Origin of the sequence: Arthrobacter horti, from assembly GCF_030731045.1 — a bacterium.
GTDB lineage: Bacteria > Actinomycetota > Actinomycetes > Actinomycetales > Micrococcaceae > Arthrobacter_E > Arthrobacter_E nanjingensis.
In genome coordinates this window covers 59952-76208 of sequence record NZ_JAVALS010000007.1, presented here as the reverse complement: position 1 = coordinate 76208, position 16257 = coordinate 59952, and the positions used below count along the sequence as shown (strand labels likewise).

Sequence of the window (16257 nt, the reverse complement as noted above, 5' to 3'; positions counted from 1 at the left end):
CAGGTGAATGACGTTGCTGCGACGGTGGTTGTCCCGTCCAGAGGAGGGCGTGACAGACTTCCGCGCCTCCTGGAGTCTCTCGCGCGACAGGACCGGGCCGATTTTGAAGTGATCGTGGTTCTTGACGGTGACATCGACGATTCGCAGACGTTCGTGGAAACCTGGCGATCGACGCTGAACGTGCGTTCCGTCGTTTTCCCTGAGAACCGAGGCCGAGCGGCGGCCTTGAATGCCGGAGCGGACGCTGCGCGGGCAGAAGTGCTCATCCGGGCTGACGACGATCTCGAGGTTGGCCCCGATTTCGTGGCCGGTCATGTGCTGCTTCACGAATCACGTTCCTGTGGAGTCATCGGATTGTCCACCAATGTGTACCCGGACAACGCCTATGCCCGCGCGTATGGTGTCCGCGCGGACAAGCGCTTCATCGCTGGTGCTCTGGACGTGGACGCCAGCCACGCCTGGCGCTATTGGGCGGGTAATGTCTCCGTGACCCGCGAGGACCATCGTCGGATAGGGGGCTACGACCTGCGCTTCCGGAAGTATGGCTGGGAGGACGTGGACTTCGGATACCGCCTCGCACAGTCCGGGGTGCCCATACTCATTGCGCCCGAGTTGATGGCCCGGCACCACGGCGCTTCATTGAGCACGGCAGCACGGGCCGTCCGGGCGTTGCATTCCGGCGCTGCCCGGGAGTCCTTCACCCAGATCCATGGAGAAGAGGCTCTTGGGAGCGTGCAGAGGCCTTCTGGAGTGTGGGGCGGCCTGACTTGGCTGACGAGCCGGGCCGTGAATGAACGGCTTCTGCGGGCCTATGGGGCGGCTGCCGATGCGGTGAGTCCCTACTTGCCCCGGCGGGTGGGGGAGAAGCTGGTCGCGCTGGCGGTGGAATCGGCTGGTCTGGCGGGAATCAGGTTCCCTGAGCGTGCGAGGTCAACCTTCTGATGACACCCAGAATCGCGATAGCCCATGACTATCTGACTCAGCGCGGCGGTGCCGAACGCGTGGTCCTGGCGCTCCATCGTGCGTTCCCCGAAGCGCCGATCCATACGACTCTCTACGATCCGGACCTGACCTATCCGGAGTTCCGGGATGCGGAGGTCATCACCTCGCCGCTGAACCGCATCGGTGCGTTCCGCCGCAACCACCGCGCGGCGCTGCCGCTCCTCGCGGCTGCGGCCTCGTCGATCCGCATCGACGCCGATGTGGTGATCGCGTCCAGCAGCGGATGGGCCCATGGCTTCCCGACGACGGGGAAGCGGCTCGTCTACTGCCACACCCCGGCCCGCTGGCTGTATCTGACCGACGAATACCTCGGGGGAGGTTCAGACGCAGGGCTCAAAGGCGCCGTGCTTGGTGCTTTGAAGCCGGGCCTGCTGCGCTGGGACCGAAAGAAGGCGGCGGAAGCCGATGCTTACCTGGCTAATTCAAGCATCGTCAAGGAACGGATCCGAAAGGTGTACGGGATCGAAGCCGATCTGCTGTTCCCTCCGCACAGTGTGGACATCACCCAGGAGTCGAAACCGATCGGTGGCCTTGAGCATTTCATCGGCGATGGGGGGCACTACCTGGTGGTCTCCAGGCTGATGCCGTACAAGAACGTCGACCAGGTGATCGAAGCCTTCAAGGGGCTTGATGAGCGTCTTCTCATCGTGGGCAACGGGCCCCTTCTGCAGACGCTTCGCCAGCAGAGCCCGGACAATGTCCGGATCGTCGCAAACCTCAGCGACGCCGAGCTGGCCTGGACGTACGAACACTGCACCGCGCTCATCGCTGCTTCGTATGAGGACTTTGGGCTGACGCCTTTGGAAGCCGGTGCTCACGGGAAACCCACCATTGCGCTTCGCGCTGGGGGTTACCTCGATTCGATCGTGGAAGGTGTCAACGGAGTGTTCTTCGAGGAACCGACGGCGGCCTCAATCCGGGCTTCAGTTCGGTCCAGTGGGGCGATCGAATGGAACCAGGAGTTCATGGTGGAATACTGCAATCAGTTCTCGGAGCAGAACTTTGGCAGGAGAATTAAAAGCCATGTTCAGAGGTTACTTAATTCCGTGAACAAGTACGATCTTCGAGTCGGATGGAGAGCTGATTGAAGTTTCGTCTGCAACCGGGTAACCCTCTCTACGCGACTCAGGAGTTCCTGGCTCAAGTCCGATGGGTGGCGAAACGCTACCTTCGGGGTGGCCGGTGGCTTCGGCAGTTGAAGATTGCGAGGACAACAGCGCTCCCGCCGCTGCCGCATTCGCCGCGGGATGGCCAGGTATGGGGGGTCTCGGTGGTACGCGATGAGGCTGACATCATTGCTGAAGTTGTCAGGCATCAACTGGCCCAGGGGCTCGATTTCGTGCTGGTTGCAGACAATGGCAGTGCCGATGGAACGCTGGAAATCCTTGAGAAAATGGCGCGCGCCGACCATCGGATTCTTGTGGCCAAGGATTCTGAGCCTCGTCATTTCCAGTCTGAAAAGATCACCTATCTGGCATGGGCAGCCTGGCGGAACGGGGCCAAGTGGGTCGTCCCCTTTGACGGGGATGAATTTTTCTTTGCGGAAGGTGAACTGCTCGGAGATTTTCTCCGACGGATGCCGGATGAGGTCACTGTCGTCCACGCAGACTTCCACCATATGGTCCCCATAGCGGGTGACGGCGACGTGGGTCCATCGACCAAGTTCATGATGGATGGTTCCGCGTCGTTCCCCGGAAAGATCTGTGTGAGAACTCATCCGCTTCTCGAGATCATCGAGGGGAATCATGATGCGTCACGCGTCGGCGGCCGGAGGTCCGGTGTCGCGGTGGCGCACGCCATCTACCGATCTCCAGCACAGATGGCCAGGAAGTTTCGCCAAGGCTTGGCCGCTGCTGACGGAATTCATCCGGGGAGTCACTGGGTGAAGGGCGCAGTGGTGTCGGATCGCGAACTCGATACTGTCTGGGAGCTCATCACCCATGGTTTCCCCGCACCTCAGATTGATTACCTGGCCAAGGGGCCGATGCGGATCGTGTCGCCATTGGCCTGGGAAAACTGGGACCCTAAAGGGCAACTGGAAGGCGATGATGATGTTGTTCTTTGAACCGATGGAGCAGCCTCAGGTGAAGACCGCGCCGGTCGTCGGTGCCGCTCGGGCGAAGCAACTCGACCGCCTCACTGTTTTTCGAGGTTTGGCGGCGCTCATGGTCTTCGCCTATCACGTGTACCACGTCACCGGGTGGTCCAGTAAGTCGTGGGTCGCCTCCTACGGATTTGTCGGTGTCGCGTTCTTTTTCTGTCTCTCCGGGTATGTGCTCCGCTACACGTGGCGAAACACAGAGGGCGCCCGGACGTTCTATGCTCGGCGCTTCGCAAAGGTCTACCCGCTGCATTTCGTGACGGGAATAGCCGCTCTGGTGTTCGGGCTCAACAGCCTCCACCTGGTGTGGCCGGCTGTGATTCCGAACTTTCTTCTGCTCCAAGCCTGGGTGCCCGTTGATGAGATCGCGTTTGGCGTGAACAGTGTCAGCTGGTCTCTCAGCTGCGAAGCTTTCTTTTACCTCGGGGCGCCGTTCGTTTTCGCTTACCTGAGACGGACTTCGACACGGAATGCAGTTCTGGCTGTTCTCGTGTGGTGGGCGGCGTGTTCCGCGGTCTCAATCTGCTTTGGCGTTTCAGGCTCAGCCTTCGATGTGGGGGCCTATACGAACCCGTTGCTCCGCTCTGGTGAGTTCGGCCTCGGTGTGCTTGCCGCAGAACTGCACTCTCGCAGGTGGAGACCGAAGGGGCCGCTCTGGGTCTACGGACTGGTCGTGGCCGCCACCCTGGTGGCACTGACGCGCCTCTCGACTCCGCAGACGATCGCGGATGTCGCGGTCACTCTTCCCGTGCTTGGTGTCATCGTCGTCAGCGCTGATAGGGACCTCAGTGGGGTCCGCACGATCCTCACCTCGAAGCTTCTGGTCTTCGCGGGCAATGCAAGCTTTGCCTTCTATTTGGTGCACGAACAGGTGCTGAACTTCTATGTGAGGATCTTCGGACACGGCGCTTCGGGCCCGCGTGGGGTATTCCTGATCCTGTGTGCGTTGGGAACATCCATGGTGCTGGCATCGGTCCTGCACTTGTTCCTTGAAAAGCCAGTACAGCGATGGATCCTTCGTCACACATTGAGATCTCAGTAGCCTTGCCACACCGGGTGTGTGGCGCGGTTCATCATCGCCGTCGCAGCGAGCGGAACCGGCGTTTCCACTCCTCCCGGACATCCTGACGGGTGGGCTCACGGAGGAGCCGGTTGCGCAGATGATCCTTGTTCACCACGAACAGGGCCTTCAGCACGGCAGCTTTCCTGGCGGGTCCTTGCGCGGCTTTGACACGTGCCCGCAGAAGGGACAGTGATGAGCCGCCCTGCGACATGATCATCCAGAGGTCATGCTCGGGATGCCTGGCCCAGGCCTCGAGCTGGCCGGCGGCGGATGCCCAGCCGAGCTCAGAGCGCGTCTGAACTGCGAGCGTGTGAACGTCCTCCCATTCCTCCGGTGACAGCTCACCCCGGAGGTGCTCGATGTCGGAGGATCCGCGTCCTTCGTCCCGCCCTGCATGCAGCAGGACGATTAGAGCCTGATACCGCGCGGACGGCACCTGGCACGGCCAGCCCGCGATCGTCGTCGTGGCCCTCGAGGCCCAGAGAAGTTCGAAGAACTCCTCCGGCGGCAGCCCCACGCCGGGGAAGAGGCGGTGGAGGTCCATGTGGCCGAAGTCGGGGTGCCAGAACGTCATGGCATGGCGGAACACGGATCCGCTCTCGAAACTCGCAATCGTGTCCCATCCAGCGTCTTTCAGGGCGCCGATCAGAATCGGGACATGGGCCGGACGGACCAGGAGGTCCACATCCGAGCTGACGCGGTTCGGTGTGTAGAGCCGGCGCTGGGTGGCGTAGCCCTTGATGTGGAGGACGTCCACGCCGTGCCTGTCGGCGAGGGCCTGGAAGACGGCATGGGCCAGCCGGATGCGCTCTCCGTGGGTGATCTTCACCCCTTCAACGGCAGAGTCCGGCACTGTTCCCCCTGTACGCCAATGGATGAAAGTCATCATAGCGGCCGGGAGCGGCGAAACCACGGCTCCCGTCGGGCGTCCACCACCTGTGAAACCGGGAATGCCACCGTTACGGGCGATGACCATCCGGTGCATTCCCCCGGGTACCCCTGATTAGTTCTTCTGGGTACCCCCGGTTAATTCTTTCGGGTACCCCCGGAAAACAGGTCATAAGCCGGTTGCTAGCGTGCGAGATTGGGTGTCGAATTTCCGGCGCCCGGCAGGTTTTCCGGTGCCGGGATTCGGTGCCGGTCCAGCTATCCAGGGGGATAACTTGAATCTGAAGAAGAAAGCGTGGCCGACCGCGGTCGCCGCAAGTGCGGCGGTGGCGATCGGCCTTGGCTTTGCCGGAGCTCCTGCGGCTCAGGCGGCAAGCACCATTTCGCAGGGCAATGGCCAGCTCCTCACCGGCACGCTCGCCGCGACGGATCTGGGCCTGATCGCCGGCAACGGCGGGGCCAGTGCCGTGTTTACGGACACCACTCCCGGTACTTCCGCGGAGAGTTCCACCCCGCTCGACCTCACGGTCCTGAGCGCCCTGAACGTCGGCAGCGGCAACATCCCGCTGCTGGGCAACAATGGCGTCATCACCCTCGGTGCGGTGGGTCAGTACGGCCAGGCCGTCAACGACGGCAGCTCCCAGGCCTTCTCCGGCACGGTCACAGGGGCTCCTAGCCTTGTGACTCTGCCGGGTGGGCTCCCGACGTCGGGCAACAGCGCACTGCCGGCCGCCGAGGTGAAGGTCAGCACCGCTCAGATCCTGGGCGGAACCAACCTGGTCGGCGTCGACTTCACCACCCAGACGCTGTCCGCCGCCGCGAAGGAGACCGTGGGCTCCGCCCCGCAGGGCGCCTACGTGGTGGAAGGCATCAGTGCTGACGTCGACGGCACCATCGTGGCCGGCGTCGCCACCGCGCTCAACCCGGTCCTGAACACCGCCAGTGCCGCCCTCGGCGCCGTCGGCATCACCCTGACCAACCCGCTGGCCAGCGGCAAGGTGAGCATCACCCAGCAGGATCTCCTGGATGTCGCCGGTGTGGCGAACATCAACGCTCTGCCCGCCGGCACGGACCTGGTGTCCTACCTGCCGCAGGCCGTGGCCAACAAGATCACCACGATCGTCAACGCCTCGCTGGCATCGGTCCAGACCCAGCTGAACGCCGTGAGCAACCTCAACCCGCTCAAGGCCGCCGCTGTCCTGGCACTCGGCACGCTCAACACGGCCGTGACCGGCATCCTCAACGGCCTGACCACCACGGTGGTCACTCCGCTGGGCAACGCACTGACCGCTCTGCTGTCGCTGAAGGTCAACAACCAGACGGCCAACGCTGATGGTTCCTGGACCCAGAACGCCCTGACCGCGGGCATCGGCTCCGGCCTGGCGAGCGTCAAGCTCGCCAACGCCACGGTCGGCCCCAACCTGGACCCGGCCGCCATCCCCGCCGTCAATGGCGATTCCCTCGCCATCTCCGGCGGAATCGCACTCCTGCTGGCTCTGGGCTGGCTGGTGATCCGCAAGCGTCGCCAGACGGTTGCGGCTGCCATCTGAAATCCGGAAGGAACACACCGATATGTACGGCAACAACTGGACCACGGGCGGCACCGTCGCCGGTGGCGGCGTACTGGCCGCCACCGGCGCTCCGACCCTGGGCTGGGTGATCCTCCTGGGCGTGGCGCTGCTCGTCACGGGCTTCGTCCTGCTGAGGAACAACCGGCTCAAGACGGCGAACCGCCGCTCGCCCGGTCGATGAGTTGAACATGTGAGCGTGGTGGGGCGGCCGGCATAGGCCGTCCCACCACGTCTTGCATTCGCAGTTTCCGGTCGCGGCAGGCCGGATCATCCAGTGTGGACAGAGGTCACGATGTCAGTATTCGAATCTGCCCAGGCGCTCGCCTTCGTGCTCCTGGTGCTCTTCCTGTCCTATGTGGCGCTCATCCTGGTCCCGTTCCTGCGGCGCACCAAGGAGGAGAGCGGCGACCCCTCGGCATTCGAATGGCACGTCTTCGTCCCATGCCGGGATGAGGAGACCGTCATCGGGGACACCCTCGCCCGGCTCCGGAGAACTTTCCCGCAGGCCCACGTCTGGGTGGTGGACGATGACAGCGACGACGGCACGGCCGCCGTCGTCGAATCGGCCATGCACGACGACGGGATGATCCACCTGGTACGCCGCGTGCGGCCGCATGCACGCACCGGCAAGGGGGACGCACTGAACGCCGCGTACCGGCGCCTGGGCGCCTGGCTTCCTGCGGACACCGACCGCAGCAAGGTCATCGTCATGGTGGTCGACGCCGACGGCCGGATGGAGGAGAACGCACTGCGCCAGGCCTCCGGCCCGGGCGTGTTCGGCGATCCACTGGTCGGTGCGGCCCAGAGCGCCGTGTGGATGTCCAATGTGGACGAGCCGCGGGGCGAGGAGAAAGGCTGGGGCAGGCTCAAGGCCGGATTCTCCCGGTACCTGATCCTCATGCAGGACATCGAATTCCGCACCACCATCGCGGCCATGCAGTCGCTCCGCCGCCACACCCTGACGGTCGGCCTGGGCGGCAACGGCCAGTTCTCCCGGCTGTCCACCCTCGACGCGGTGGCGGCCAGCGCGGGCCAGCCGTGGCACGGTGCACTTCTGGAAGACTACGAACTGGCCATCCACATCATGCTGGAGGGCTACCGGACCGTGTACATGCATGACACCCACGTCTCTCAGGAGGCGCTCCCGGGTGTCCGGCGCCTGCTCACCCAGCGCACCCGCTGGTGCCACGGGGGCATGCAGTGCAGCGTCTACCTCAAGAAGATCTTCGACTCCCCGAACTTCAGCAATCTCGGTGCCATCGAGGCGAGCTACTTCCTGATCCAGCCCTTCATCCAGATGGCGGGCCTGATTCTCTGGCCCACCCTGTTCATCGTCATGATCGCGCAAGGTGTCCTCAATTACGGAAGCTTGCTCTCCTGGTTCTCCGCCGCATGGTTCGTGCTGCCACTCATCGTGTTGACGGGCATCCTGCCCTTCGCCCTGTGGGGGGTCGTGTACCATCGGCAGGTCACGCCCGGTAGGAACCGTCTGCTGGGCCTGTGGTGGGGGCTCGGGTACTGGCTGTACATGTACCAGACCTATGTATGCGTGGTCCGCGCGGCATACCGCCTCATCACGGGCAAGACCGGCTGGGCCAAGACCCGCCGCAATGCCGAGACGACCGGGGACAAACTCTTGGCGAAGGAAGCCTGATGAGCAGCACTGTCACGTCCGCACGCCGCCGCGCGGAGTCCCGCCCCGCAGGCCTCCTGCCGGCACTGATCTGTTTCGCACTCGCCGGCGTCGTGCTGTACCAGCAGGAAGCCATCCGGGCGGGCGAAGCGCGCCTCATGTCCGCGATCTTCGCCGTAGCCCTTCCCGGTGGCAGCTATGCGGTGCGCGACATCGTGTTCTTCAACCTGGGGACCGGGCACGCCTACGGGATACAAGTCTCGCCCCTGTGTTCCAGCGCTGTTCTCATGGCGCCCATCCTGGCCATCTCCGGTGTCCTCTTCCTGCTGCGGCGCATCCCGGTCGGACGGCTCTTCAGGGCCGCGGTGCTGGCCGCGGCCCTGGTGGTGTTCAGCAATCTCCTGCGGTACTTCATGATCGCCCTTGCCGAGGTCAGCTGGGGCCAGGCCGGGTTTGACGTCGTTCATCACTTCGTGGGGTCCTTCCTGGTGATCCTGGCGTTCGTCCTGGCCGTCCTGCTCCTGGTCCGGAGCGGCCGTCAGACTCACAGCCGTGCCGCGTAAGGTGAAGCGCCACGTCCTGGGGTCAGCGTCGGCGGCCTTTTTCGCCGTCCTCCTGCTGACCTCCTGCGCCGCACCGGAGGCCGGGGTCGGGACCGCGAATCCGGCACTGGGACAGTGCCGTCTGCTGCAGTCCCCGGATGAGGCCGACGCGGTCAGTGATCCGAGCCCGCCGGTCGCGTGCACCACGGAGCACACTGTGGAGACGTACCGCGTGGCACAGTTGCCCGGGCCGGTGGCACAACAGAGCGTGCGGCCCAACCAGCAGCAGCTGCGCGTCCGGCAGTCCTCCCTCTGCGCGGACGGCTCCCTGCGGGCCTACCTGGCCGCACGGCCCAGGGACTCGGTCAACGGCTTCGCCACCGTCAGCTTCTTCCCCAGCCCTCAGGATTGGTCCCAGGGGGCCCGGGCCTATCGCTGTGACATCAGCTACCGCGGCGTGGACGGGACCGGTTCGGACGCCCCCTACGCGCTGGACGGCTCTCTGCAGGGCATCATGGGGCGGCCGGATTCGGCGAAACTCCGGCTCTGCTACCTGGCGTCTGAAGAGCCGGGCAAGGCCGGGGTCACCGGCCGGCACGCCCCCTGCAGCGAGCCTCATCTCGCCGAAGACGTCAACGCCTGGTTCACCATGGACCGCACACTGGCCGAACCGGAACTCCGCACAGCGAAATGCCTTCCGTACGTCCTGGAGTTCCTCGAGGTGAAGGCCCTCCCTCAGGGGGTCCGTGTGGTCCCCCTGCTGAGCACCGACAACGGTGCGTCCACCCTGCGCTGCGCCGTTGGACGGACCGGGGAGGGCGCAGCCCTCAGCGTGGGCACGCTCGCACCACTCAACGCCAAGGCCGCGGAGCCGCCTCTGGAGCTGGCGGGCCGCGTCGGAGGGGGACAGCCGTGAGCATCGTCGAGGAGACCAGGACGTCAAACGGGATCCGGACGCGTCGGCGGGCCCAGCAGTCCCGGCTCCGCCGGATCACCACCGGACTGTCGCGGACCTTCGGCCCGGGGACCCTCCGCCCCGCAGGCTTCACGGCGGTGGCGCCGCTGATGGGGTTCCTGTCCGCCCTTTTCATGGTGGTCAGGCTGTTCGTCCCGGGGCCAGTGGGGATGGCGGACCAGGGCGACGGCCAGCGGCTCCTCTGTTCCCTGGGCGTGATGAATGTCCGTCCCTGGGACTACGAGAACTTCACCCGGTTCATCCACCCCCAGTGGGTCCCTCACCAGTACTACGGGGAAGGCTGCGCGGCCGGTGGCCCACTGGGCACGGATGTCTCGAGCCAGTGGCTTCTGCTGTGGCCGGCGAAGTGGCTGACAGGATTCCTGGTGGCGCCGGGCCTGGACACCCGCGTGCTGGGAGCCGTCTGCTGCCTGGCGTTCGGTCTGCTGATCACCGCGCTCATGGCGGTCCTGCCGGGGCGGCGGAACTTCAGGATCCTGATCGCCGGCCTGGTGACGGTGGTCAGTGCGGACGGGGTCTTCGCGGACTTCTTCATCGCCCCGTACAGCGAATCGGGTGCGTTCCTGGGCGCGCTGGCCCTCGTGGTGGCGCTCCTCCACTACTGGAACGGCCGCGGCCTGCGTCCGCTGGCCGTGCTGTGGGTGCTTCTGGCGGCGTCCTTCACGATCGGGACCGCGCCCCAGGCGGCGTCGTGGCTGCCCGTCGTCGTGCTTGCGCTCTTCTGGACGCCGGCCGCGGGGCGCGACGACGGCGGGTCCCCGCGGCCGGCCCGCGGGCGTCTGCGGCGGTTCGCCCTGCCGTTGACCGCCTCGCTGCTACTCGGCGCCTTCACCGTGGGGGTCCTGGCGACGCAATCGCCGCGAACGACCGAACTCACCACGTACAACGCGGTCTTCGCGGAGATGCTGCCGCACAGCCCCACGCCGGAGGACGACCTGCGCTGGCTGGGGGCCGACCCCGCGCTCGCCTCGGCAACGGGGAGCACGGTGGTCTCGGCCAATTCGGCGGTCTACAGCCCCCGGTATCAGGAGTTCCGGGACACGGTGAGCCCCGGAAAGATCGCTGCCTTCTACCTCACACATCCGGAACGTCTGATCGGCATGGCCGAACGGGGCATCGAAGGAGTCCTGACCCCGGAACTCGGGTACCTGGGGTCCTACCCTCAGGACAGCGGGCACCAGCCGTCGGAGAAGGACCGGCGGTTCCCTCCTGTGCTGTTCTTCTTCACGGCGCTGAGGGCATTCCCGGTGCTGTATCTGGCGCTGAACCTCGCGGTGATCCTGGTGGGCCTGGCGCTCGCCAGCCGCCATGGCTCGGCCGTCGGCCGCGTGGCGGTGCTGCTGACGCTGGCCTCCTGGGCGCAGTTCTGGGCCGTCATGCTCAGCGGCGGGCAGGCGGAGATCTACAAGGACCTGATCGTCACCGGGTACATGTCGGCTCTCACCGTGCCACTGTTCTTCGCCTCGGCCTGTCTCCTCGGTTCGCGGGCCAGGACCGCCGGCCCGGGCGGCGATCAGTCCAGCCAGCCGTCCTCCCGGAGCCGTCGCCGCAGGTTGAACAGCGACGTCACGTCGTAGCCGGCGCCGGCGTAGCGCTGGCGGACCCGGCGCACATGCGCCTTGACCGTGTGCTCGCTCAGGCCCACAGCGAGGGCCACTCCCTTGGCGCTGAGACCGTGCCCACCCAGGTACAGCCTGAGCAGTTCCTGCTCGCGGGCGCTCAAGTTCACCTTCCGGGTCCGGTCCCGCGGTGGCCGGTCGGTTCTCCACTGCGGCAGACGCGCGGGAAAGGCGTCCTTCACGGCATCCGGAACATGGATCCGGCTGGTGGATGCGGCCCGGACCGCGTCGAACAGGACGGCGGGCTCGCTGCTCTTGGGGACGAAGGCGTGGGCCCCGGACGCATAGGCGAGCCGCACGTCCATGGGCAGCAGGGAATTGCTCAGCACCACCGCCTTCGCGCCCACGGCCTGGACGGCCGACAGCCTGGTGCTGAGGGGTACCGGCATGTTGAGGTACAGGTCCATGACCACGACGTCGGCGGATGCTCCGTCAGGCCATGCAGCGGGGTCCTGCCATGACGTGAAGGCGCCGGTCACCTGGAACTCGCCCGGGGCGGTCCCGAACAGTCCGAGCAGTCCGTCCAGCATCAGCCGGTGGTCGTCGATGAGGGCCACCCGGATCATGGAAGCGGCCCATCGGGGAAACCGTGCCGGTCCAGCGGCACGACGGCGCGGATCACCGTCTCACCGGCGGCCCGGTGAGCGTCGGCGAACGGGTCGACGACAGCGAGCGTGTCGCGGACGATCGTGCGGGCATGGCGAACCGGCTGGGCTCCTGCGGACCAGATGATGCACGCCGGTCCGGCGCCGCCGTCGTGCACCGAGACCAGCACCCGTTGCCGCGACTCACCGCCGTCACCGGACGCCGGGGCCTCGGGCATGGCAGGGCCCTGGAGGAGCCGCAGGGTGGTGACCAGCAATGGCAGCCGGAAGCCTTCCGGCACGAGCGGGAGGCAGCCCTCGGGATCATGGACGGTCACGTCATTCCTTCTGGAGGCCAGATCCAGTGCCATGAAGAACCAGTCATCCTCCAGGCGGCCGGTCAGCTGGGAGCGGAGCCGCTGAGCGATGTCCCGGGCACGCACCGCGACGCTTTCGGGGACAGGGTGCTCGGCCAGATCCGTGGCTTCGCGGAACAAAGCATCGGCCTCCTGCCGCACCGGAGCCGATTCGGAGGCCTCGTGACGGATCAGGGCTGTGACCCTGCCGGTGGCGGTGTTGATCGTGTGGCCCCGGTCGTTCTCCAGCAATTCCCGGATGCCGCGCCGGATCAGGGCGTCGCTGAGCAGACCGGCCACCAGGAGGACCGAGGAGGTCATGGCGAACGCTGCCGCCCCGGACCAGGTCACGCCGTGGTTGTTCGCGTAACCCCAGGTGGCGGCCCCGCAGGCGAGAGCACCTGCACCGATGGTCCGAATCAGCGGTACTGCACGGGACCCGATCAGGACGATCGTCATGAGCACCTGTGCACGAACCATGTCGAAGAACGCGAGATGGGGCGCTCCCAGGCTGACGGCCACCGTCGCAGCGAGCGGGCCTCCGATCGCCAGGATCCGGATGGTGAAGGCCGCCGTGCGGGGGAATGACCGGCGCGTCCCCCAGCTGATGAGCGCGATCCCGACGGCGTCGACGATCACGGCTCCCATGGGCGCAAGACCGTGGGTGCCGGACAAGGGCAACAGCGCCGCCTGGACGGCGGATAAGGCCCAGAGGCCGACGGCCAGAACGAGGGTGGTGACGGCGAACGGTTCGGGCTTCCATCGGAGGTGTCTGTGAAGGAACCGCATCATGGCCGCGTCAGTTCGAGCGTCACGGTGGTGCCGGAGCCAGGCCGGGACGTGACCCGTGCGTTCCCTCCGGCGGATCGCATCCGGCCGAGAATGGAGCTTCTCAGACCCAGGCGGTCCGGTGAGACGTTGCCGGGAACGAATCCGGACCCGGTATCGGACACGGTGATGGCGATGTGGGACGGGGTGGTGTGGATGGCGATTTCGGCTCCGGGGCTTTCGGTGTGCTTGCGGACATTGAGGAGCGCCTCATCCACGGCCAAGGAGACTGCCGCGGCCTGCGCCGGGCTCAGACTGCACTCCGGTCCGTGAACGGACACGGTGAAGCCGTCGGCGTGGTGGCGGGCCGCCGTCGCCTCCAGCAACCCGCGGAGGTTCCGGGGTTCACGGTCCAGTGGCTCGGTCCAGGCGGCCTGAGGATCCAGGAACGCGAGGAGATCCTGGCGGGAGGATCCGAGACCCTGGAATGACAACGCCGTCAGGCCCCGGAGCACGGTGTCATGGACCACTCGGGCCTCTTCCTGGGTCTCCCTCCGGTGCAGTTCGGCCAGACGCAGCGCCAGCGCGGCCGTCTGAGCAGTGGAGTGGCGCTCCCACTCGAGCGTGCTGCGCCGCGGGATGAGCCACCGCGCCAGGAGACAGATCAACCAGGAGACGATGATCGATCCGGCCAGAACGGACCTCTCGAAAGGCTCGCCGGTCAGCGTGAATGCCGTTCCGAGAGCCGCGCAGAATACGAATGCCTGGGTCAAAATCCATGCCCGATGCTTGATCCGCGCGAAAGCCAGAAGAGAACTGGCGCATAAAAGCGGAAGCAGGGCCTGGATGGGGGTCCGATCCGGGGCTGCAAAATCGACCGAGAAGAGCGCCGGGAGGCTGAGTGCCAGACCGGCGTAAATGCCGGTGATCCTCAGCGCATCCAGCGTCCTTGACCGGACGGGGGAAGGCATGGTTAATTCCTGTCTTACCCCCCGGTAGCTTCCACTAGGATAAGCCCTGAAGCCAGACATTTTTCTCCCGAAAGACACGTCCTTTTGACCGGTTCAAGTAACGATTTCATTCCCTCGATCGAGGTGGACATCGTGGAAGACCATGCCGTGCTGAGAGAGGGCCTGGCGGCTTGGCTCAACGGCGGCGGACACGGCATCCGGGTGATGGGGAGATATGGCTCCTGGGACGAGCTGGCGGCGCACCGCGGCGCCCTGGCCGACGTCGTTCTCCTGGACGTCCTGCTGGGCGACGACGTGCCCCTGCGGGAGAAGATCCGCAGCGTTCTGGACAGCGGATCGCAGGTGGTCATTTTCAGCTCCCTCTCGGGGGGCCCTCTGATCCGTGAGGCCATCGACGCCGGAGCCCTTTCCTTCCTGCCCAAGACCTCCAGCGCACGGGACGTGGCCGCCGCCGTCCGCCTGGCCGCACAGGGCCGGCGCTACATGACCGCGGAGATGGAACAGGCGCTTTCGGCAGGCGGTGTGCGGCTGACGCCGAGAGAGCACCAGGTGATCTCCCTCTATCTCGTAGGGGAAGGCCAGAGTATGGAGCGCACGGGCCGTGAGCTGAGGATCTCGGTGGACAGTGTCAAGAAGCATCTGGCGTCGGTCCGCCGGAAGCTGGGGATCCGGGGCAGCCGCACGGGTAAGCTCGCGCTGCGCGAGATGCTCAGCCAGGAAGGCTGGCTGCCGCCGGAGAACGGGTTCGAGGAGAACCGCTGATCGTGTCCACGGGGCTGAACTGGGGCGTTGCGTTCACCTCGTGCGCGCATAACAAAAATGAGCAGAGTTCTACAAATCATAGAAATGTGCCCTTAGTCACGAAACGGGTAGTCTGAGAGGGGCGCCGCCCCGGGCAGGGCTAAAGTTCCTCAGTGGAGCACCTCCTGCGGATGGGTGGCAACATCCGTCGGGGGAGGCGCCTGCAAACCTACCTCGACGTAGAAGGACACCGAACCGTGGACCTGTTTGAATACCAGGCTCGCGACATGTTTGAGGCACACGGCGTACCCGTGCTGGCCGGCATTGTTGCGACCACCCCCGAAGAAGCGAAGGCTGCTGCTGAGAAGATCGGCGGCGTCACCGTCGTCAAGGCACAGGTCAAGGTGGGAGGCCGCGGCAAGGCCGGCGGCGTGAAGGTCGCCAAGACCGCCGATGAGGCGTTCCAGTACGCCACCGACATTCTGGGCATGGACATCAAGGGCCACACCGTCAAGAAGGTCATGATCGCGCAGGGCGCGGACATCGCCGAGGAGTTCTACTTCTCCATCCTGCTGGACCGCGCCAACCGCAACTACCTGGCCATGTGCTCGGTGGAGGGCGGCATGGAGATCGAGCAGCTCGCCGTCGAACGCCCCGAGGCCCTCGCCAAGGTGGCCGTCGACCCGGCCATCGGCATCGACCAGGACAAGGCCGATGAGATCGTGGCCGAAGCCGGCTTCCCGGAGGAACTCCGCGCTAAGGTCGCCGCCGTCCTCATCAAACTGTGGGATGTCTTCAAGGGCGAGGACGCCACCCTGGTAGAGGTCAACCCGCTGGTCCGCACCGGCGCCGGCGACATCGTCGCCCTGGACGGCAAGGTCTCCCTGGACGAGAACGCGGGCTTCCGCCACACGGCCCACGAGGATCTCGAGGACAAGGACGCCGCTGACCCGCTCGAGGCCAAGGCGAAGGCCTCGGACCTCAACTACGTCAAGCTCGACGGCGAGGTCGGCGTGATCGGTAACGGCGCCGGCCTGGTCATGTCCACCCTGGACGTGGTCGCCTACGCCGGTGAGAACCACGGCGGCGTCAAGCCTGCCAACTTCCTGGACATCGGAGGCGGCGCCTCCGCCGAGGTCATGGCGGCCGGTCTGGACGTCATCCTGGGTGACGAGCAGGTCAAGAGCGTGTTCGTGAACGTCTTCGGCGGCATCACCGCCTGTGACGCCGTGGCCAAGGGCATCGTCGGCGCTCTCGCAGAGCTCGGCTCCTCCGCCAACAAGCCCCTCGTGGTGCGCCTGGACGGCAACAACGTGGAGGAAGGCCGCCGCATCCTCAACGAGGCCAACCACCCGCTGGTGACCCTCGCCGCCACCATGGACGAGGGCGCCGACAAGGCCGCCGAGCTCGCCAACGCCCGCTAAGCGACGGATAACAGAGGT

Annotated in this window: 16 protein-coding genes; 12 read left to right on the top strand and 4 right to left on the bottom strand. The window is 65.8% G+C overall.

What is annotated here, in order from left to right; all coding sequences use genetic code 11:
- The first annotated feature begins 3 nt into the window (after positions 1–3).
- The 4 genes from Q9R02_RS11165 (at position 4) to Q9R02_RS11150 (ending at position 4145) form a co-directional block, all read left to right on the top strand.
- Positions 4–942 carry a glycosyltransferase family 2 protein gene (locus tag Q9R02_RS11165; RefSeq protein WP_305996770.1) on the top strand — a complete coding sequence of 313 codons (939 nt, stop codon included), beginning with the start codon at positions 4–6 and terminating at the stop codon, positions 940–942.
- Positions 942–2090 carry a glycosyltransferase gene (locus Q9R02_RS11160; protein WP_305996769.1) on the top strand — a complete coding sequence of 383 codons (1149 nt, stop codon included), beginning with the start codon at positions 942–944 and terminating at the stop codon, positions 2088–2090. The genes Q9R02_RS11165 and Q9R02_RS11160 overlap by 1 nt, the downstream gene beginning before the upstream one ends.
- Before the next feature lie 182 nt (positions 2091–2272).
- Positions 2273–3067 (top strand): glycosyltransferase family 2 protein, encoded by a 795-nt coding sequence (locus tag Q9R02_RS11155; RefSeq protein ID WP_305996768.1) that lies wholly within the window; start codon positions 2273–2275, stop codon positions 3065–3067.
- A complete protein-coding gene (locus Q9R02_RS11150) occupies positions 3054–4145 on the top strand; it encodes an acyltransferase family protein (RefSeq protein ID WP_305996767.1) in 1092 nt (363 codons plus the stop codon). The genes Q9R02_RS11155 and Q9R02_RS11150 overlap by 14 nt, the downstream gene beginning before the upstream one ends.
- A 31-nt stretch (positions 4146–4176) precedes the next feature.
- Here Q9R02_RS11150 and Q9R02_RS11145 read toward each other — a convergent pair whose 3' ends face one another.
- Positions 4177–4995 carry a nucleotidyltransferase family protein gene (locus tag Q9R02_RS11145; RefSeq protein ID WP_305996766.1) on the bottom strand — a complete coding sequence of 273 codons (819 nt, stop codon included), beginning with the start codon at positions 4993–4995 and terminating at the stop codon, positions 4177–4179.
- Positions 4996–5329: 334 nt separating this feature from the next.
- Between Q9R02_RS11145 and Q9R02_RS11140 the strand changes: the two genes are divergently transcribed.
- From Q9R02_RS11140 to wsfD, 6 genes are all read left to right on the top strand, one after another.
- Complete coding sequence (locus tag Q9R02_RS11140) at positions 5330–6604, top strand: PVV-CTERM domain-containing choice-of-anchor G protein (protein ID WP_305996765.1); 1275 nt, start codon at positions 5330–5332, stop codon at positions 6602–6604.
- 22 nt (positions 6605–6626) lie between these two features.
- Positions 6627–6806, top strand: coding sequence for a hypothetical protein (locus Q9R02_RS11135; protein WP_305996764.1), 180 nt, complete (start codon positions 6627–6629; stop codon positions 6804–6806).
- 111 nt (positions 6807–6917) lie between these two features.
- Positions 6918–8279: an XrtP-associated glycosyltransferase gene (locus Q9R02_RS11130; RefSeq protein WP_305996763.1), complete on the top strand. Its 1362-nt coding sequence runs from the start codon at positions 6918–6920 to the stop codon at positions 8277–8279.
- A complete protein-coding gene (xrtS, locus tag Q9R02_RS11125) occupies positions 8279–8821 on the top strand; it encodes an exosortase S (RefSeq protein ID WP_305996762.1) in 543 nt (180 codons plus the stop codon). The genes Q9R02_RS11130 and xrtS overlap by 1 nt, the downstream gene beginning before the upstream one ends.
- Positions 8811–9716: a septum formation family protein gene (locus Q9R02_RS11120; RefSeq protein WP_305996761.1), complete on the top strand. Its 906-nt coding sequence runs from the start codon at positions 8811–8813 to the stop codon at positions 9714–9716. The genes xrtS and Q9R02_RS11120 overlap by 11 nt, the downstream gene beginning before the upstream one ends.
- Positions 9713–11353 carry a glycan biosynthesis hexose transferase WsfD gene (gene wsfD, locus Q9R02_RS11115; RefSeq protein ID WP_305996760.1) on the top strand — a complete coding sequence of 547 codons (1641 nt, stop codon included), beginning with the start codon at positions 9713–9715 and terminating at the stop codon, positions 11351–11353. The genes Q9R02_RS11120 and wsfD overlap by 4 nt, the downstream gene beginning before the upstream one ends.
- Here the strand turns inward: wsfD and Q9R02_RS11110 are convergent.
- Genes Q9R02_RS11110 through Q9R02_RS11100 form a run of 3 tightly spaced genes read right to left on the bottom strand, consistent with a single transcriptional unit; the run spans position 11290 to position 14074 of the window.
- The gene (locus tag Q9R02_RS11110; RefSeq protein WP_305996759.1) at positions 11290–11961 is read right to left on the bottom strand and encodes a LuxR C-terminal-related transcriptional regulator; all 672 of its coding nucleotides are present in this window, start codon (positions 11959–11961) and stop codon (positions 11290–11292) included. The two genes, wsfD and Q9R02_RS11110, sit on opposite strands and share 64 nt — an antisense overlap.
- Positions 11958–13127 (bottom strand): hypothetical protein, encoded by a 1170-nt coding sequence (locus Q9R02_RS11105; protein WP_305996758.1) that lies wholly within the window; start codon positions 13125–13127, stop codon positions 11958–11960. The genes Q9R02_RS11110 and Q9R02_RS11105 overlap by 4 nt, the downstream gene beginning before the upstream one ends.
- Complete coding sequence (locus tag Q9R02_RS11100) at positions 13124–14074, bottom strand: sensor histidine kinase (RefSeq protein WP_305996757.1); 951 nt, start codon at positions 14072–14074, stop codon at positions 13124–13126. Before Q9R02_RS11100 ends, Q9R02_RS11105 begins: the two co-directional genes overlap by 4 nt.
- A 132-nt stretch (positions 14075–14206) precedes the next feature.
- Here Q9R02_RS11100 and Q9R02_RS11095 point away from each other — a divergent pair, with 132 nt between their 5' ends.
- Entirely contained in the window at positions 14207–14836 is a 630-nt protein-coding gene (locus tag Q9R02_RS11095; RefSeq protein WP_305996756.1) for a response regulator transcription factor, read from the top strand.
- 236 nt (positions 14837–15072) lie between these two features.
- A complete protein-coding gene (gene sucC / locus Q9R02_RS11090) occupies positions 15073–16239 on the top strand; it encodes an ADP-forming succinate--CoA ligase subunit beta (protein WP_305996755.1) in 1167 nt (388 codons plus the stop codon).
- The last annotated feature ends 18 nt before the right edge of the window (positions 16240–16257 follow it).